Raw genomic sequence first — 17,384 nt, forward strand, 5'->3', positions numbered from 1 at the left:
AAAACAGTATTTACACTTTACAAGGAGTTAAGTCATGGCAGATAAGACTGAGTTTCTCACTACTAGCAGCTTTTGGTTTGAGTGCCCAAAACTGGATGGCAAAAGGGCTATATCTGAAATTTCCGGTCTGAGTATAACGGTAAAAGCTGCTGCTGGCCAAGAAACAGTTGCAGTTATGACAAAGGGAGCTTCGATGCGTCAAGCCAAGCCTACGGGTCCAGCAACTTATGAGGAAATAACAGTCAAGGTTGTCGCTACTGGGCAAGACGATCTCTACCAATGGTTCATAAAAACCAATCCTCCCAACCAAGGAGAAAAATCTGAATGGGACATGAAAGGTATAAACGCTACAGTGAAAAGCTACAATGCTGCTAATGAAGAAACCGCCATTTGGGAAATTGAGGCCTGCTATCCAACCAAGTACGGCGGACCATCTTTCAAGGCAGGCGATGGGGGTCTAGCTTATGAAGAATTTAAACTTACCCACAATCGAGTACGACGGACCAAATAGGTATTTATCTTGGATTTTTCTAGGATGAAGCTGCCAGAAGTTGTTACATCTTTAGGGATGGGTGAACTTGGGATATAAGTTTCTAGGGCGAGAAACTTATATCCCAAGTTCACTGGCACATCACTCATCCTAGAAAAACTGACAGCTAGCATTAGTCTCTCTCTACCGGAGTGTTCAGCAATGTCCGATGGAATTCCCTCTTTCCCTGAAATACTTGTAGCTACTCGTTTCGATATAACACTGCATCTAGCTGGCAGCCAAAACCCGGTAGATGCTGCTTTTCAGGAATTCCAGGGTTTTAAACGAACCCAAAAGCCAATAGAGTTCTACGAGGTAACCCCCCAGAAATGGGGTCAAGCTAATCATGGCCAGATTATCCAGACTAAAATTCCCGGTAATGTCGAGAGCAGTAATCTGATTCTAAAAAGGGGCATGACTAAATCCGTTACCCTCTGGAATTGGTTTAAGGATGTTGAGGAAGGAAAGTGGGGTGCAAAACGTAAAGATGGAATTTTGACTATCTATGACCTACAAAACAATGGGATAGTAAAATTTGAATTTCAGAGGGCATGGCCAATTAGTTATAAAATTGGCGACGTTGGTATGAATAAGGCTGAAACAGAAATTGAAGAACTGGAACTAGCCGTTGAATCATTTATAAGAACTGCGTAAAGTGGGCAAAAGCCTGATGGACCTAATTTTCAGTGCAGCGTAGTGCAGTTCATATGCGGCAATAGACGGTTTCACTACTTTTAGTTACTTGCCATACTAATCATAATAATATAGGAATACCCTGGGTTTTATGCGGATGAAGTAGTATACGATGTTGCAAACTGAGTTTGAATTTACCTTACCCAAAGGCTATCTCGATAGCGATGGCAACCTCCACCGCAAAGGAGTCATGCGTTTATCGAGGGCGATGGATGAGATTGTGCCCATGCGTGACCCCCGTGTAAAATCCAATCCTGCCTACGCTACGGTAATTATCTTGTCGCGTGTAATTACTCGATTGGGTGCTTTGGAAGAAGTAAGCCCTGCAATTGTTGAAGGATTCTTCGCTTGCGATCTCAATTATCTCCAGCAGTTCTATCGCCACATTAATGAACTGGAGCAGCAAAATATAGAAGTAATAGAAGCGGCACCAGCTTCATCAGAACCTTTACAAACTAGCTGATTGTTTATTGCTTATAGCCGCTTACTCTTCAGATATATAATTCTAAGTTCTAAGCGAAGCTAAGGAACTGGCAGTAAAGTAAACAATCTTGAACCAACTTTGTCTAAGTTATATTTTTGACTGCTAATTTGTCATAGCATTTTCTTTAAATATGAATCGCGAACGAATAGCTACTAACAACTAGCCATGAACACAGAATTTGACTTTATCCTTCCTAGCGGCTTCGTAGATGCCTCTGGGGAAGTTCATCGCCAAGGAGTAATGCGGTTGGCAACTGCAAGAGATGAAATGTACGTCCAGAAAGACCGCCGCGTTAAAGATACTCCAGGTTATGAAGTTTTAGTGATGTTATCGCGGGTGATTACTCGTTTGGGTAGTTTATCGACAGTAAATCCCGATTTATTGGAGGGTTTATTCACGCGGGATTTAGCCTATTTGAGGGAGTTCTACAATCGGATTAACCAGCAAGGAGATGCTTATATTCCCGTTGAGTGTCCGCAATGCAGCAGTCGCTTTCAAGTGGAGCTTTCTCTATCGGGGGAATACTAAGCTACCCCTCGGAACAACTGAACGAGGAGGTAGCTTACATTGCTTTTCACTTCCACTGGTCTTTAGAAGATATTTTGAATCTAGAACATCCCGATCGGCGGCGTTGGGTTGGGGAAATAGGTAAGATTAATCAACAAGCACAAGATTTGTAAGGATGGCTGGTTGTGGGTTAAAGTCATAAGCAATTTCGACGTGCGATCGCTCCAGCAGTAAACTTTGCGGTGCTGGTAGCATTTCTCCCCGGAAGTCTAACAACTGCACGAGCAGCAGGTAGGCGATCGCGAGTATTATAGAAATTGATCCTGCAATAATTGCAACAATTTTTGATCCTTGCATCAGTTAGTTTCCAGCGTCTTGCTATTTCAATACATAAAAAAAATTATCAGTAGCGCTTGCCCTACCTACCTTTGCATCATACCGTTTTAGCCTACAATTTGACCCAACATCCAAAGCAATTACTATAAACCTAACTGAAGCGATACAAAAATCGGCAAAATAGGGAATTAATAAACTCAGGTGCAATATACAGCAAAACTCAGATGAGTGCTTTCACAGATAAGCCAGTACAACCCGCTACGCTTGACCGTCCGCCAGTGGTGCAGACTTATGAACTGACGAAGGTCTACCGCACTGGCTTCTTTATGAATAAACAAATCCCCTCTTTGAAAAACTGCACGCTGTCAGTCTTTGAGGGAGAGACTTTTGGTTTGTTGGGGCCAAATGGAGCAGGTAAAACCACGCTGTTGAAAACTCTGTTGGGCGTTGTACGTCCTACATCGGGGCGTGCTTCCCTCTTGGGACAACCTTTAGGCGATCGCGCTGTCAAGGAACGCATCGGTTATCTGCCGGAAAACGCCTATTTCTACGACTACCTCACAGGTTGGGAGTTCTTGCAGTACGTCGCCGGAATCTTCCAAATCCCTGCATCCGAGCAACGCAAGCGCATCCCCGCACTCTTAGACTTAGTTGGTTTAGCACAGTCAGCAGCACGTAAAAAGCAGTTACGCCAATACTCCAAAGGGATGCTACAACGAGTTGGCATGGCGCAAGCGCTGATCAACGATCCAGAAGTAGTATTTCTAGATGAGCCAATGTCTGGTCTTGACCCGTTGGGACGTTACCAGATGCGAGAAATTATTTTATCGCTCAAACAACAGGGTAAGACAATTTTCTTCAACAGCCACATCTTGGCAGAAGTTGAAAAAATATGCGATCGCATCGCCATCCTCGCGCGAGGCGAACTGATTTGCGTGGGTTCCCTCAAAGAACTACTCGGCACAACTGACGCTTACAAAGTCAAAGGTAAAGGCGGCAACTTAGACGTACTCCAACAGTGGGTATCGAATATCAGCTTTGAGGATGACTGTTGGTACGGTCAACTAAAAGGCGAACCGCAAGATTTTATAGCTACCACCCGTCTCATGGGCGCGAAGCTAATTTCCATGACTTTAGCCCGTCCCTCCTTAGAAGAATTCTTCATTCAGCAACTCCAAGAGCGGGGCATTACTTCCAGCACTTAAACAGCAGATCAAACCAAATTTGGATTTTAGATTTTGCCCCATTGGAGTTTGGGGGCGGGAGCATTTTCAATTGGTTACTGAATGTAAAAATGTTGCATACAGCGCCTTTATATGCATCTTCAGCCCAAAAATATCTAGCTTCACACCCATCAAAATGGGTATCAATCCTTTGCAAGATGCCCTCAAAATAGTGACCCGTGTATTTTTAACAGGATACTTATTTAAAAATCAGGCAAATTCATGGCTGACATCGTAGATACTGCCGCCGACGCAGGATCTTTCAAAACCCTAGTGACTGTGATTGAGGCTGCTGGTCTGTTAGACATTCTCAGGAGTCCTGGCCCTTACACCGTCTTCGCACCCACCGATGATGCTTTTGCCAAGATTCCAACTAACACTATTGCCTCTTGGCTTGAAGACATCCCCAAACTCAAGAAGATTCTCACCTATCACGTCCTGTTTGGTGATGTAAGAACCGATAACTTGGTAGAGCTAAATTCTGCCGAAACTGTTGAGGGTGGAATTGTCGGAATTGAGCATACTGCTGATGGCTTCAAAGTCAATGACGCAAATGTTCTGAAGACAGATATCCTTACCGACAATGGGGTTATCCACGTTATTGATGGCGTATTAATTCCCGCTTTGGTGTCACAATAAGCGCTCAAATTATCTAAGGCGACTTCCTAACCGCATAGAAATGACCCAAAAGCAATCTTTTGGGTCATTTTTATAGCATATCTAAACTGAAGGCGAGATCCCCGACTTCTCTAAGAAGTCGGGGTTCACTCGATTCAACTGAGGATGCACCCACTGCGAGGGGGCAAATGCAATGTGAGAATGTTCGATTCTTCGTCGCTGCTCCACGATGCTTCGCCGCTGCCATACAAGAAGTTGTTGGGCTGAGACTTTAGCTCCTGTGCCTTAACGGTAACGCGCTCTGCGGGTGCAGTTCCAACGTTAACAGCGATAATCACTTCCTCTGCGTCCAGAGTTCTAGCGAAGACATACACTCCTGCATCAGCGAAAAGAACTTTGTAGTCACCTGTACGCAGCGCAGGGTATTTGTGGCGAATGGCAATAAGTTTGCGATGGTAATCTAGAACATCGCGCTCCCAGTGTGCTTCCATGGGAAAGCTCCGCCGCGAGTCTGGGTCGAGACGACCTGGTAAGCCAACTTCATCGCCGTAGTAGATGCTGGGCGCACCAGGAAAGGTTAATAGTAGGAGAGTTGCTAGTTCGACACTCTCCTTGTCACCTCCGGCAATAGACAGCAGCCGTGCAGTATCGTGACTGGCGAGTAAATTCAGCTGAGTTAATTGGATTTCCCAAGGGTATAGTTCCAATAAATACTGAATTTTTTCGCCATACTCCTTGGCAAACAGAGGGGGATAGGGATGGTAAGAGCGATCTTCCACTTGGGCTATATCAACGCGATCGCCTGCTGTAAACGCGATCGTTGGCGCGGTAAATAGATAGTTCATCACGCCATCAAATTGAGTACCATCAAGCCATTGGCGAGAATCGCCCCAAACTTCTCCCACAATGTAAGCTTCGGGGTTGATAGCTTTGACGCGATCGCGGAACTCTTGCCAGAAATCCTCAACCTTTATCTCAAACGGCACATCCAAGCGCCATCCATCGATGCCGAACTTAATCCAATATTCGGCAATCTCCATAATGTACTCGCGGACTTCGGGATTTTCGTGGTTGAACACTGGTAGCGCCCGATTGCCATCCCAACCCTCATAGTTAGCGGGAAAATCACCGTTGTAGGCAGAAAGCGGCCAGCCTTCTATTTTGAACCAATCCACCCAAGGTGAATGGGGGCCATTTTCCAAAACATCATGGAAAAAGAAAAAGCCGCGACTAGAGTGGTTAAACACCCCATCCAGAACGACTTTGATGTTCCGTTGATGGGCAGCTTCTAGAAGTTCCTTAAAAGCTGAATTTCCCCCCAACAGCGGATCGACCTGGTAGTAGTCATGGGTGTGATAGCGGTGATTGCTAGCAGATTGAAAGATCGGTGTGAAATAAATTGCGTTTATTCCTAGATCTTGCAAATAGTCCAGTTGCTCGATTACACCCCACAAGTCTCCGCCCTTATACCCTTGGAGGGTAGGCATCTCATGCCAATCTTCCCAACGGAAATCCTTTAAGAGCCGCTTGTGAGGATGCTTGGTTCTGGCGAAGCGATCCGGAAAAATCTGGTAAAAAACAGCGTGTTTAACCCAATCTGGCGTTTGTATCTGCATAAATCACTCCCTTTTCCCAACCAAATTAGCGATCCCGACTGGTTTCGTGTTCTATCCTCTGGTAGAAAGTGAGTTGTAGCGAATGGCGATCGCACGAAATAAAAAAGCCATCAAGTAGCACGTTCGAGTGACACTCAAATGAGCTAGCTTTGTTGTGTTTCGCAAGAAAAAGCGACTGAAAAGAAGCTTTATGTAAAGGTTAAAACTAGAGAAGGGCAAAAACCTCGAAGTCGCAGAAAAATTTTGTGGAACTAAACAAAATTTTAATTATGCTGTTGAGCTTATTTAAAAATATCAATGTAAAGTCTACCTTACATTGGCCGCAAAATTAAAATTCTGCACTTCTATCTATCCGGATTTTCTAAATATGCGTTTGTAGCTAAGTAGAAGTAAACCAACATAGTAATAGTAGAGCGATCGCTACGGAGATGGAAGCATTTAGCTTACCTAACTTTCGCCTACACGCTCGAAAAATTGAAGACAGTGCTATTGAGGAATTAATCGTGGGAAAATTAGTTAAAGAACTAGATATTACTGATTGCAAAATTGGCACAAGCGCAGTCAACGGACTCAGCGAACAAATCATTGCCCAAATGAATCTCTTAGTCCCAAATGTCCTTGTTAGCTTTGAAGAGCTAGATGTAAAATTTAATGGCTCTGCTGTCTACGCATTTTTGCAACCCGCAGCTACAGAAGCGATCGAGCGTGCAATTAGCGATCGCGGCAAAACACTTTTGCTCAATTCAGCTTATCGAACAGTTGCCCAGCAGTACATTCTGCGCCGCCAATTTGAAGAAGGTTTATGTAACATTCCCGCAGCCGCGCTTCCAGGCTTGAGCAACCATGAAGGTGGGTTAGCTTTAGACATCGAAGATGCTGATGGTTGGGAACCATTTCTAGAAAAGTATGGATGGAATCGTCTGGGTCGGGACTTCGACCCCGCGCATTACGATTTTGTAGCAGCAGGGAGGAAAGATTTGGGCAGCATTGGTGTAAAAGCTTTTCAGCGCCTGTGGAACAAAAACAATCCTAACGATCCCATCGCCGAAGACGGCGACTTTGGCCCTGCAACTAGAACTCGGCTGGAAAACTCTCCTGTAGATGGCTTTGAAAAAGCAGATTCTCCCCAAAAGCTGAAGAATAGCTCTCCTGAAGACAGCTTTGAAAAAGCTAATTTCTCCCGAGTGTTGCGGTTAACTAACCCCTACATGGAAGGTGATGACGTTAAAGAACTTCAAAAGGCATTAGGCATTCAAGCTGACGGCGTGTTCGGGCGAAATACCCAGCAGGCTGTCAAAAATTTCCAAAACAAGGCAGGTTTGGCTGTAGATGGTGTTGTTGGGCCAGCAACCCGTAAGGCATTGGGACTGGATGAAGATGAGAAACCACAAATTCCTGCGCGGGTCGGCTTCAAAGATATTCCGCTAAATCTTCAAACACAAAACATATTCACTTTAGGCGGTCAAGCCGATGGTTATGATGACGGCGATGAACTTATACTCATAGTCGATAAAAAGTATCAAATCGCACGTCCGCAGGTTAAGGGAGAAAAATGGCAGGCTCCTGTATTGTTTAATCAAGCTGGAAAGCGACTTGTGGAAATAAAAGGTTCTGAGCAAGACCGCGCCCAAACTGTATTAGATATAAAAGCAGGAAATCTAGACTTTCCCCTACTGCCTCGCAGTGTTTGGACTGATGAACCCACACCTTCACAGGTTGTGGCGTTAACGCCTAAACGGATTACTATCCACCACACGGAAATTAAGAATTTATCTAGCAGTGCTTTTCAGTCTCAAGAGATTCAACGGCTGCGCGATATTCGGGATTTTCATATACGAAACAACAAATGGGACGACATTGGCTACCATTTCGTAATTATGCCCAGCGGTAGAGTTTACGAAGCTCGTTCGGAAGGCAAGCGGGGGGCGCACGATTTCGTCAATGACGGTTTGGGTATTGCTTTTGATGGTTCTTTCTCTACTAGAAAGATAACAGACGCGCAGTTTAAGTCGGCTGTGGCTTTGTGTACGATGCTTTGCGAACGTTATGGAATTGACGATCCTGTAACGCCTGTACCTACGCCAACACATGATTTTGGCACAAAAGATTTACCCCGCATCTGCTGTCATCGCGATCGCGTTCAAACTTCTTGTCCTGGTTCACAAGGGGGCACAACAGTCCGCTTGGCGGAGATCCGTCAGGCTGTTAAGGCGCGGCTGGCATAAGTTCTAGATTTGCTTCTCGCATTCCCTGGCAAAGTCAGGGAATGCCTTAGAGCGTAGTAGCTAGCCGATGACATTACCTGCTTAACTTCTAAACATTATAAAAAACCTACGATAAGCAGGATTTTAGCTATTTATTTAAGCGATCGCTCAGTTAAAGATTGTTCAATGTGGCAGAAGCGATCGCATTATTTACATAAATTTTCCTTAAACTCGCTAAGATAGGCGCGAACTTACAGCAAAATTAGATTGTCTAGTTGTTGTGTTAACATCCTCGCTCATCATTCCCCTCAACCTCGTAAACGAAATTTGGAAAACGCTAGCAACTATGCTTTTTGGTGCTTATACACCCCTCCCTTTATTTGCTAATCAGGCAGCAACTTATTTATATTCGTATCGCTAACTTGCTTAACTTAGAAATTATTAGAAACAGCGATCGCACTTCTACATATAAATACTGTGGTATGGCCTTCACAGCCTAATCGTTATCAGCGATAATACTCAAATAAGGGAAATGAAACTTGCGATCGCCCATCTAAACCAAAGTAACGGGCTCGTCACAGCATCGCTTCCCTATACTCCCAAGTCTTTGCCAAACGCTCTCTAGGCCAGCATTGGCCAAGCTACAGATTATAATTTCTTTACTTATCTCCTCATAATTTGACACGAGATTACTACTTATTTGATAATTAGCTCGTATGGTAGATAGATTAATGTATTGAAGACGACTAAACTAGAACGGTCAGATGATAAGGTTGGCCTTTATGTTGTCCTGTCACCAGCCCTTTGTACGTGTTCTTGTTGTTGACGATCATGAATTAACTAGGTTTAGCCTCAGCTTAGCCTTACAAAGCCAGAGTAATATCGAGCTTGTTGGTCTGGCTAGTAATGGAAAAGAGGCAATAGAAATGGTCGAGCGTTACCACCCCGACGTGATTATTCTCGACCTGCAAATGCCTGTGCTGGACGGCTTGAGCGCATCCATTCAGATAAAAAGCATTTATCCTAACACTAAGATCATTGCCTACTCGTCTGTAGAAGATCCCCAGAGTGAGGTTATGGCTCAAATGGCGCGGATTGATGTTTTTTGTAAGAAAGATACCGCTACTCCCGAACTGATTGCTCTAGTAAAGGAACTGGGTCAGCGTGCGGCTAGTGCTTAAGGGGTGGGTAGAACAGTTGTCTGTGCAGTATAGCTTAATGCAACGCGGCACAGGCGACAGTTCACCTATTAGAATTAGGTAGTGCAATTACTTAAAGTTCGGCAAGTCATAGCAGCCAACAAGCGCTATAGTAAGGGTGCAAAGGCGGGGTTAGCTAAAATTGCTTTTAAGGTGGAATTATACTCCTGAAAAGCTGCGCGATCGCCTTTTTATTTCAACTTTAAAAAATCTTTATTTAATCTTTATTCAAGCTTTATTGCAATTAAGTATTTTCGGGGTAGGCAAATCCTAGCTAGAGAAGGAAAATTTATATATAGGATCGCTTATTGCATCCTGCTCTACTAAAAAGTTGATTAAATAGCCAGCGCATTGGCAGTATTATCCCATCAGGCTCCCTTAGATATTGCTCTAATGGGAGGGTCATCTTCATCAATACACGAAAATACTGATATCTAAAGTTTTCAGAGTGTATTGAAATTTGTGCCGTCATCTAGAATTTTTTAGTCACGCGCCGGATGTAGCAGAGTAGCTAAACCGGGAACAGGGATTAGGGTGCAGAGGTCTAGGCAAGTATAAACTATAAATGCGATCGCCTAACTTCGCCCTCGTATCAGTTCCTGTAATGACAAAATCTTTGCTCCTTGCCATAGGTTAGCAAATTAGTTAAATGTCAGAATACCACGTTTGCCCCCGGCGGGTCGAAGTTCTTACCATTTAGGTAAATTAGGCGTTCTCAGCTCTTACACCATTTACTGGTTGCGACAGACAACATACTCAGACCACAAGGCAATCATTATCTTGTGGAACTGTACTTGTGCCTGTCATTAGCTAGTGGAATATTTGAGCCTACCGCTTTTATACCCGAGTATCAGCATTCTACAAGCGCATCAACAAACTCCAGGGAAAAAAATTTTATAAGATTTCCGGAGCCTCAAACCATTAGTGTGCAACTGCTAACAAGTACATTTTCACTTGACAGCACCCCCTTTGCGAGGCTTGGTATGCAAGAAATTACCCCATCTGGCTCTCTCCCACCGACTATAGGTGAAAAAACTAGCCAGCCCCGTCTAATTATCCAGGCTTTAATATTTACGGGCATATTGTACTTGACCGCTGGGCTGACGCTGCCAAATACCAAAATTGGTATTTCCAAGCCTAGCCAGACTAATGCCATTTTATTGACATCGGTTCAAAATGCTGTTTTGCAGGACGTGTCGGCTCATTCGGGGTTGCCAAAGTCTGCGCTACGGATCGTTGAAACCCAACAACATACCTGGCAAAATGACTGCTTGGGGGTCAATAAATTTGGTGTTCTGTGCGCTAACACCACAGTTCCTGGCTGGCAAGTAACAATAGTGAGCGAACGGCAACGCTGGATATATCGCACGAATGCATCTGGGTCTGTAGTTAAGCTTGCCGCTGTCACTATTTCAGATAGTAAAGCACAGCTTACCAGCAATGCTAATTGATTAATTATTAATGGCTAATGGCTAATGGATAATTGTTAATTAATCTAAAACAATTAACCATTAGCCATCAAAAAATATCAGCCTAACTTAATGGCTTCCACCCATTTAATACATTCGGTCGCGCCACAACGTTAGAAAACAGCGATTTAAGCGCAGACTGCCTTTTGGCGGGCGCATCTGGAGCCATATTCCACAAACTTTCATAGAAGAAGAACGACATCCCAGCTAATCCTTGCTTGCGAGCAGCTTGTACTTGATCTTGAAGCTGGGCAATCCCAACCGGGTGAGGTTTTACTCCACTTAGAATTCCAACTGCAACTGGAATGTGAGCTTTTGCCGCCTTGACTTCGGGGCGATTTAACTCTTCAGTAAAGCGGTTGAGATCGTCTCGATAAACCTGCACGATCAATTCCTCAATTAACCCCTGACGTTCCCAACTCTGCCAGTCTGCTAAAGAGTGGGTGTAAGAGAACTCTTGAGGATTAGGAGACACAGCTACTAAAACGTTTTGTTTACGAGCTTTGACAGCTGCGAACATCCGCTTCATAACAGCAGTTACTTTGTCAGCCCGCCACCTAGTCCATGCGGGATCTTTGGGGTCTTTAGGAGGAGCTTTGCCCTGGTTTTCTTGCTTGTATAGCTGAACGGTGAAATCGTCGTAGCCAAACTCAAAAGGAAAGCCAAAATGGTCGTCAAACTGAATGCCATCAACATCGTATTTGCTGACAATTTCGACAACTAAATCTTCGATGAACTGCTGGACATCTGGACGAAATGGATTCAGCCAAACTCGCTGGTGCGGCCCTTCCATCCAGATTTTGGAGCGATCGCTCTTTGCGAGCAACCAATCGGGGTGACGCTTGGCTAAGTCTGAATCTGCTGGTGCCATAAAGCCGAACTCGAACCAGGGAATAACGGCCATGCCTTTTTGATGTCCCTGGTCTACAATTTCTTTGAGTATGTCTCGCCCTTTCAGTCCGGGTTCGGGATCGAGCGATCGCCCGATGACATTTTTTGCGACATCGCTGGGATAAAGTGTATATCCCCAATTCCAAACAGTGGGATAGAGAGTGTTGAAGTTTAGTTCTTTGAGGCGTTGTATGGCATTGCTAAGGCGCGTTTTTTCAAACAGCACGTTGCTATCTATATTAGTCAGCCACACACCCCGCAACTCAGCAGTTGGAGGCGGCGTAGTTGTTCCACCTGCGACATACTGCTGTAAAGAAGCGATCGCGCTTTTATCTACAACACCAGCTTGACATAAAAAAGCCGCCACATCAGCGCGGGTAGCTAGTTGGTTGGGATTGAGCGATCGCGCGTTAGGGTAATTTACCACAAGACCTTTTTCAGTTGCTCCGGCGATCGCTTCTCGCGCATAGCTAGGGATCGTCGTGGCATCGGCAAAACCTGCATTCAAAGTATCAGCTACAGATTTAGCGGGAGAATATTTCAACCCACTCGCCAAAGATACCAAGGCTTGCACGCGGGGAATCTTCTGGTTTGGTTGGAAGGCGCTAGCGGGGTAGCCAGAGAGAAATCCTGTTTTATAGGCTTGCGCGATCGCATCTTTAGCCCAATACTTAGCTGGAACATCGGCAAATGAAATTCCTTTGCGTACTTCAGCCGCATTAGGGAACGCGCTGCCAATCATCGCCGCAAATTCAGCCCTTGTCACAGGGGAGCCTGGTTTAAAACTACCATCAGGATAGCCGCTAATAATCTTTTTTTGGGCTAGCTGTTCGATACACCCTTGTGCCCAATGCCCTTGCACATCAGACAATTTGCCCTGCGCTGAAGTGGGAAACGTTATGAACGTAACGCTAAAGCTAAGGGCAATTAGAAAAGCAAACCAAGCTTGACGCCCTCTAGCGCGGCTAAATGAGACTAGCCCATCTGCACAGGTCGTAAAAAAATTGTGTACAAATTGCTTCATAAGACTGGATATAGCTATGACACACTTAACGCAAGTATCTTATAGCCATCAGCAATGACTTGGATATAGTAGGCACAATTTGCTTCAAGGTTTGTCAAGCCGCCTATGTGGCTGCGATCTCATCTTCCCATCATGCTGCAAGACCCCTACTCATAAATCGAGACATTCGCCAGTCTCGCGGGCGCTTAAGAAACTTTTAACATCCAACCTGGGAACGCATCCCTTTGGTTATTCGTCAGTTCTTTTAATTTTTTCACAATCAGCGCTTTTTTGCGGAAAAGACAAACGCGAGATTGTAGTCACTATTTACTTAGCGAGGCTGCATTGCCAGGAACTTAGCTAACTGACAAGCTTAACAGGCATCTAAATGATGGGGATCGCACTTTACATTACTTTTCATCAGCCTAAAAACAGATATTTTATCTTTTCTTATACTTTCACATCATCAAAAGTGCCCAAATAAATATATCAATATTAGGAAGTAAGCACAAACACACTTTTGTAAGAATGCTTATACAACGCCAAGTAGTACACACCATGACTGAATCATCTAGCTTAGAACAAATTGCTGCTTCCAATAAGCGATCGCTTAGAAGGCTCACAAGGGCTATTACGCTTTCTGAGGGGCAATTTGCGCTGATATTGGTTTCTTGCAATCGCACCGACTTGCGCGAACAAGTAATTAAACGGCTGCACAAACTTTCTTCGCTAGAAATCCAAGATATAGTCGTACCTCCCTCATCTCAGACCCTTTTTACAACCATTCTTAAAATGCTTGAAGGTAATCAACCAGAAGCCATAATGGTATGGGGTTTAGAGGCAGCCCAGAATATTGAGCAAGTGCTAACTTCTACCAATCTCGTGCGGGATGAATTTCGCAAAAGATTCCCGTTCCCCTTGGTGTTGTGGGTGAACGATGAGATTCTCAAAAAGCTAATTCGCTTGGCGCCAGACTTCAAAAGCTTTGCTGCAAGTGCCATCCGGTTTGAGGTGGGTAGCGAACAGGCAAGCAAAGTGCATAGCGCGATCGCTGTTTAAACCTTGTTTGATATAAAAAGCTTAAAATTCCCCTTTCAGGGTCTAATTTACCACCTGCCTTTTTTGGAATCTTGCTTTAATTTGTGTTTTTGTCCCAAATCTGCTAATAAATACCGACTTTTACCCAAACATAATATTGCACCAGTAAAGAACCGTTTTGCTTAACAAAACGGTTCTTTACTTTTTTTACTTTGCTAACCCTATTTCTATTCTCGTATCTATTTTTACCCCTAATTTATATAAAATCACCCAATCGGGCGAAGCCAAAAAAGTAATTTTTTAGAGCAACAATAACCCAAGCTCATAATAAATTGGTACGTTTAGTTGTGGAACTAAATACGATAATACTAGCGTCTATCTTTTCGTAAGTAGTTGTACAAGTGCGACAGTCGTTACACTTCCACAGTTTCAACTTGTACGCTCTCGGCTAGAAGTCCCAATCTTAGATATTTCCTGTCAAACAAATGATTGAAAATCGCTCCACAGCAGCCACAAAATCTCATCAGCGGGTGTTTGCCGCTCTAATTTTAACCAGCATCTTGTCCCTTGGTGCTGCCATGACACTGCTACAATCTGCCAGCGCTTCCCCAGTGGAACCTTCTCAAGATGCAGTCGGTTTAATGTTAAAACAGAAGCGCCCAGGCAATCCTAACAACTCTGGCGCTAACCGATTGCCTACTCAAGTCGCAAATGCGGTTCGCAAAGACTTGTCAAGCACAACTGGAATCGCCCCTGGAAAGCTCAAAATTACCGAATACAGCCGCCAAACCTGGTCCGATGGTTGCTTGGGACTTGGTAAAGCTCACGAAAGTTGTCTCGCAGCCCTAGTCCCTGGTTGGCGTGTTGTTTTGTCTGATGGTAGAAAAACTTGGGCTTATCGCACAGATAATCAAGCACGAGTTCTCAGGTTAGAAGAAAGTCAGCCCGATCCTGCTACATTGCCCAAATCTCTTGCAGATGCTGTTTTAAAAGATGCCATTAGGCGGACGGGTGCGCCAAGTTCTGAGTTACGAATCGTGAAAACGGAAAAGCGGAGTTGGCCTAATAGCTGCCTTGGCCTAAATGAACCTGGTGTTGGCTGTCTGTTGATGATGGTACCAGGTTGGGAAGTAACTGTAGAAGGCAGCCAACAACTATTAGTTTATCGCACTAAAGAATCCGGTTCCGCTGTCTTGTTAGATGAAGCAGCTAGCAAAATTACTAATAGTGCTAATTTGCGCGAATCTGTTTTAGCCGCTGTTTTGAAGCAGGCATCAGCGCAGTTAAACGTTCCCGCTTCATCGCTCAAGATCGTTGATGCTGAACAGAAAACCTGGCCGAATCCTTGCATGTTCAACTTTGGCAAGATTTGCACAAGAGAATACAACCCAATAGCTGGATGGCAGGTAACTGTAGCTAATAGCGCTCAACGTTTGGTTTATCGCACTGACAAATCTGCTTCTAAAGTAATGTTAGATAAAGAGGCTAGTCAGATAACCAATGCTCAGGCTCCAGAATCGGTTAGCAAAGCGGTTTTACAACAGGTATCAGAATTATCGGGAATGCCTATTTCTAGCCTTCGGATTGTTAAAGCCGAACAGAAGAAATGGCCCGATAAATGTTTGGGTATATCTTCTCCTCTAATACTCTGCGCCCCAGCTTCCAGCGAGGGGGTTCCTGGATGGCTGGTAACTGTGGAAGCTGGAAAAGAACGCTTTGTCTATCGCACTAATGCGGATGGTTCTGCGGGTGCGTTTGATGGTGTGGCGAGTTTGCCGGAGTCTGTTGCTAATGCTGTTTTGCGCGATGTTTCTAAGTTGTCCCGCATACCAATGTCTTCGCTTAGTATTATTCAGGCTCAAAGACAAACTTGGGATGGCTGTCTGGGTATCAGCAAACCTGGCGTTGCTTGTCCTGAAGTAGGAATTTCTGGCTGGGAAGTGGTTGTAAGCGACAACCAAAATACCTGGGTTTATCACACCGACAATAATTCTAAGGTTGCCCTAAATAAAGATGGTAGTAAAGCCCCGAATACTACTACTCTCAATCCGACAAAAATCCCTAGCAGCGAATTGCCCCCATCTTTGACGCAAGGTATGGTGTTTAGAGCGATCGCTAGCGGTGGAATTGCTGGTCGCACTTATGAAACAACCTTGATGAATGATGGGCTATTGATGCAGATTCGCGTTGGCGATGCTAACGACTCGGAACGGCGAGTTTTCCGCGTTTCACCTAAACAAGTGAAGCAGTTTGAACAGTTGCTAAAGCGGCAGAAATTCTCTCGCTTCAACCAGTTGCGTTATAGTCCCTCCAGCGGTGCTGCTGACTATATCAACATGATGATTAGTAGCCAAAATTCTACTACTGCTTATGCAGATATAGTTCAAAACCAGATACCTCAGCCGTTGCAGGAAGTCATTAAGGCCTGGAATGCTCTCTATGCTAGCCGCCAACCGCTATAGGGCGCGAGCGCTCCAATTATCCATCGGGCGTTAGCAAAGCGGCTCCGGAGGAGCATCGCTACTGAGTAAAATTTGGGAACACTAGATACAACAAGCTTTCTAGTAGTTTTCACCAAACAAAGGGGCGATCGCTCCGCCCTAAATTTTAATCTACGGTTTGTCTATCGGGATATGTTGCAATAACTAGGTAATTCTGCTAGACTCCTTTCATAAGTAGCATTCCTAAAGAACTATGAGTGTTCAGCCTGGACACCTTCACAATTCACTACACCTTTACAAGCCTAGTGGCAGTTGGCAACAGCAACAGCCAACTGAGGAGCCAACGTTCTATTACTTCGCCTATGGCTCTTGTATGTGTCCTGTAGATTTGAAGCGCACAATGGGCGAGAACACTCATAGTTATGTCGTTGGTTCGGCGACGCTGAAGGGGTATAGGTTGGGGTTTTATTGCCGTTCATCGCGTCGCAACTGCGGCGTGTTAGATGTGGTAAAAGATCCAACTGCAAGCGTGCAAGGAGTATTGTACAGATTGCCGATGCGATTAAGCGATCGCCTCGACGAACGTGAAGAAGTACACTTGGGCGGCTATCGCCACGAAATGGTAAACATTTCCTGCAACGGCCAGATGTATACTGGCGTTCGTACTTACGTTGTAGTCAACAAATTACCAGAAGAACTCGCACCAAATGACTGGTATTTTAACGTTGTACTGCGCGGTGCTTTAACCTGCGGGCTGCCAGAACAGTATTGCTGGCAGTTGTTCAATCATATGCATCGATTGCAGCAGCAAAAAGGGCAAACCGATACTTTGCGATCGGCTTAGAAGAGGTTTATCATTTGGCTCAATTGCGATCGCGATCGCTTAGAGGGCGCGATCGTGCCCTCACCTTTGCTGACTCTATGCCAAAATTAGCCTAAGTGTCTCGAAGTCATATGCGATGGTTTGGCATCAGGGGCAGCTGTTGTACGGCGGGCGGTATATTATCGAAAAGCAGCTAGCGGGACTTAAACTAAAATTTAGAATTAATAAAGGTATAATCGAGGTATGGCATAGATTTCACGTTGAAGGGCAAGCTATGAAACAGACAACTCCTGCCGCCATGCCTCCTTGC

Annotated in this window: 16 protein-coding genes; 13 read left to right on the plus strand and 3 right to left on the minus strand. The window is 44.7% G+C overall.

Going from position 1 to position 17,384, the window contains the following annotated elements; all coding sequences use genetic code 11:
- Positions 1 to 34 precede the first annotated feature (34 nt).
- The 5 genes from H6F77_RS25300 (at position 35) to H6F77_RS28775 (ending at position 2,386) form a co-directional block, all read left to right on the plus strand.
- Complete coding sequence (locus H6F77_RS25300; protein ID WP_190491693.1) at positions 35 to 511, plus strand: phage tail protein; 477 nt, start codon at positions 35 to 37, stop codon at positions 509 to 511.
- A 180-nt stretch (positions 512 to 691) separates the two neighbouring features.
- Positions 692 to 1,183, plus strand: coding sequence for a phage tail protein (locus tag H6F77_RS25305; RefSeq protein ID WP_190491694.1), 492 nt, complete (start codon positions 692 to 694; stop codon positions 1,181 to 1,183).
- A gap of 151 nt (positions 1,184 to 1,334) precedes the next feature.
- Positions 1,335 to 1,685 carry a hypothetical protein gene (locus H6F77_RS25310; protein WP_190491695.1) on the plus strand — a complete coding sequence of 117 codons (351 nt, stop codon included), beginning with the start codon at positions 1,335 to 1,337 and terminating at the stop codon, positions 1,683 to 1,685.
- A gap of 186 nt (positions 1,686 to 1,871) precedes the next feature.
- The gene (locus tag H6F77_RS25315; RefSeq protein ID WP_190491696.1) at positions 1,872 to 2,234 is read left to right on the plus strand and encodes a phage tail assembly protein; all 363 of its coding nucleotides are present in this window, start codon (positions 1,872 to 1,874) and stop codon (positions 2,232 to 2,234) included.
- Positions 2,186 to 2,386, plus strand: coding sequence for a DUF6760 family protein (locus H6F77_RS28775; protein WP_309228921.1), 201 nt, complete (start codon positions 2,186 to 2,188; stop codon positions 2,384 to 2,386). The genes H6F77_RS25315 and H6F77_RS28775 overlap by 49 nt, the downstream gene beginning before the upstream one ends.
- Here the strand turns inward: H6F77_RS28775 and H6F77_RS25320 are convergent.
- A complete protein-coding gene (locus H6F77_RS25320) occupies positions 2,361 to 2,570 on the minus strand; it encodes a hypothetical protein (RefSeq protein ID WP_190491697.1) in 210 nt (69 codons plus the stop codon). The two genes, H6F77_RS28775 and H6F77_RS25320, sit on opposite strands and share 26 nt — an antisense overlap.
- Positions 2,571 to 2,773: 203 nt before the next feature.
- Here H6F77_RS25320 and H6F77_RS25325 point away from each other — a divergent pair, with 203 nt between their 5' ends.
- Both H6F77_RS25325 and H6F77_RS25330 read left to right on the plus strand, forming a co-directional pair.
- Positions 2,774 to 3,754, plus strand: a complete 981-nt coding sequence (locus tag H6F77_RS25325) for an ABC transporter ATP-binding protein (protein WP_190491698.1) — start codon at positions 2,774 to 2,776, stop codon at positions 3,752 to 3,754.
- A gap of 240 nt (positions 3,755 to 3,994) precedes the next feature.
- Entirely contained in the window at positions 3,995 to 4,411 is a 417-nt protein-coding gene (locus tag H6F77_RS25330; RefSeq protein WP_190491699.1) for a fasciclin domain-containing protein, read from the plus strand.
- A 134-nt stretch (positions 4,412 to 4,545) separates the two neighbouring features.
- On the opposite strand, the gene H6F77_RS25335 is transcribed toward H6F77_RS25330, so the two are convergent.
- Positions 4,546 to 6,006, minus strand: coding sequence for a glycoside hydrolase family 13 protein (locus H6F77_RS25335; protein ID WP_190491700.1), 1,461 nt, complete (start codon positions 6,004 to 6,006; stop codon positions 4,546 to 4,548).
- Between the two features lie 428 nt (positions 6,007 to 6,434).
- On the opposite strand from H6F77_RS25335, the gene H6F77_RS25340 reads away from it, so the two are divergent.
- From H6F77_RS25340 to H6F77_RS25350, 3 genes are all read left to right on the plus strand, one after another.
- Positions 6,435 to 8,231 carry an N-acetylmuramoyl-L-alanine amidase gene (locus H6F77_RS25340; protein WP_190491701.1) on the plus strand — a complete coding sequence of 599 codons (1,797 nt, stop codon included), beginning with the start codon at positions 6,435 to 6,437 and terminating at the stop codon, positions 8,229 to 8,231.
- Between the two features lie 761 nt (positions 8,232 to 8,992).
- Positions 8,993 to 9,391 carry a response regulator gene (locus tag H6F77_RS25345; protein WP_190491702.1) on the plus strand — a complete coding sequence of 133 codons (399 nt, stop codon included), beginning with the start codon at positions 8,993 to 8,995 and terminating at the stop codon, positions 9,389 to 9,391.
- Positions 9,392 to 10,392: 1,001 nt separating this feature from the next.
- Positions 10,393 to 10,860, plus strand: a complete 468-nt coding sequence (locus H6F77_RS25350; protein ID WP_206753497.1) for a DUF8738 domain-containing protein — start codon at positions 10,393 to 10,395, stop codon at positions 10,858 to 10,860.
- 82 nt (positions 10,861 to 10,942) lie between these two features.
- Here H6F77_RS25350 and H6F77_RS25355 read toward each other — a convergent pair whose 3' ends face one another.
- Complete coding sequence (locus tag H6F77_RS25355; RefSeq protein ID WP_190491704.1) at positions 10,943 to 12,793, minus strand: glycoside hydrolase family 10-like protein; 1,851 nt, start codon at positions 12,791 to 12,793, stop codon at positions 10,943 to 10,945.
- Between the two features lie 537 nt (positions 12,794 to 13,330).
- On the opposite strand from H6F77_RS25355, the gene H6F77_RS25360 reads away from it, so the two are divergent.
- The 3 genes from H6F77_RS25360 (at position 13,331) to H6F77_RS25370 (ending at position 17,095) form a co-directional block, all read left to right on the plus strand.
- The gene (locus H6F77_RS25360) at positions 13,331 to 13,831 is read left to right on the plus strand and encodes a hypothetical protein (RefSeq protein ID WP_190491705.1); all 501 of its coding nucleotides are present in this window, start codon (positions 13,331 to 13,333) and stop codon (positions 13,829 to 13,831) included.
- Between the two features lie 464 nt (positions 13,832 to 14,295).
- Positions 14,296 to 16,272 carry a DUF8738 domain-containing protein gene (locus H6F77_RS25365; protein ID WP_190491706.1) on the plus strand — a complete coding sequence of 659 codons (1,977 nt, stop codon included), beginning with the start codon at positions 14,296 to 14,298 and terminating at the stop codon, positions 16,270 to 16,272.
- A gap of 232 nt (positions 16,273 to 16,504) precedes the next feature.
- Positions 16,505 to 17,095 carry a gamma-glutamylcyclotransferase family protein gene (locus H6F77_RS25370; RefSeq protein WP_190491707.1) on the plus strand — a complete coding sequence of 197 codons (591 nt, stop codon included), beginning with the start codon at positions 16,505 to 16,507 and terminating at the stop codon, positions 17,093 to 17,095.
- The last annotated feature ends 289 nt before the right edge of the window (positions 17,096 to 17,384 follow it).

Source organism: Microcoleus sp. FACHB-831, from assembly GCF_014695585.1.
Classification (GTDB): domain Bacteria; phylum Cyanobacteriota; class Cyanobacteriia; order Cyanobacteriales; family FACHB-T130; genus FACHB-831.

Excerpts from the sequence above, each read along its gene's own strand:
- H6F77_RS25300 (WP_190491693.1), top strand. The coding sequence starts at position 35 with ATGGCAGATAAGACTGAGTTTCTCACTACTAGCAGCTTTTGGTTTGAG.
- H6F77_RS25305 (WP_190491694.1), top strand. The coding sequence starts at position 692 with ATGTCCGATGGAATTCCCTCTTTCCCTGAAATACTTGTAGCTACTCGT.
- H6F77_RS25310 (WP_190491695.1), top strand. The coding sequence starts at position 1,335 with ATGTTGCAAACTGAGTTTGAATTTACCTTACCCAAAGGCTATCTCGAT.
- H6F77_RS25315 (WP_190491696.1), top strand. The coding sequence starts at position 1,872 with ATGAACACAGAATTTGACTTTATCCTTCCTAGCGGCTTCGTAGATGCC.
- H6F77_RS28775 (WP_309228921.1), top strand. The coding sequence starts at position 2,186 with ATGCAGCAGTCGCTTTCAAGTGGAGCTTTCTCTATCGGGGGAATACTA.
- H6F77_RS25320 (WP_190491697.1), bottom strand. The coding sequence starts at position 2,570 with ATGCAAGGATCAAAAATTGTTGCAATTATTGCAGGATCAATTTCTATA.
- H6F77_RS25325 (WP_190491698.1), top strand. The coding sequence starts at position 2,774 with ATGAGTGCTTTCACAGATAAGCCAGTACAACCCGCTACGCTTGACCGT.
- H6F77_RS25330 (WP_190491699.1), top strand. The coding sequence starts at position 3,995 with ATGGCTGACATCGTAGATACTGCCGCCGACGCAGGATCTTTCAAAACC.
- H6F77_RS25335 (WP_190491700.1), bottom strand. The coding sequence starts at position 6,006 with ATGCAGATACAAACGCCAGATTGGGTTAAACACGCTGTTTTTTACCAG.
- H6F77_RS25340 (WP_190491701.1), top strand. The coding sequence starts at position 6,435 with ATGGAAGCATTTAGCTTACCTAACTTTCGCCTACACGCTCGAAAAATT.
- H6F77_RS25345 (WP_190491702.1), top strand. The coding sequence starts at position 8,993 with ATGTTGTCCTGTCACCAGCCCTTTGTACGTGTTCTTGTTGTTGACGAT.
- H6F77_RS25350 (WP_206753497.1), top strand. The coding sequence starts at position 10,393 with ATGCAAGAAATTACCCCATCTGGCTCTCTCCCACCGACTATAGGTGAA.
- H6F77_RS25355 (WP_190491704.1), bottom strand. The coding sequence starts at position 12,793 with ATGAAGCAATTTGTACACAATTTTTTTACGACCTGTGCAGATGGGCTA.
- H6F77_RS25360 (WP_190491705.1), top strand. The coding sequence starts at position 13,331 with ATGACTGAATCATCTAGCTTAGAACAAATTGCTGCTTCCAATAAGCGA.
- H6F77_RS25365 (WP_190491706.1), top strand. The coding sequence starts at position 14,296 with ATGATTGAAAATCGCTCCACAGCAGCCACAAAATCTCATCAGCGGGTG.
- H6F77_RS25370 (WP_190491707.1), top strand. The coding sequence starts at position 16,505 with ATGAGTGTTCAGCCTGGACACCTTCACAATTCACTACACCTTTACAAG.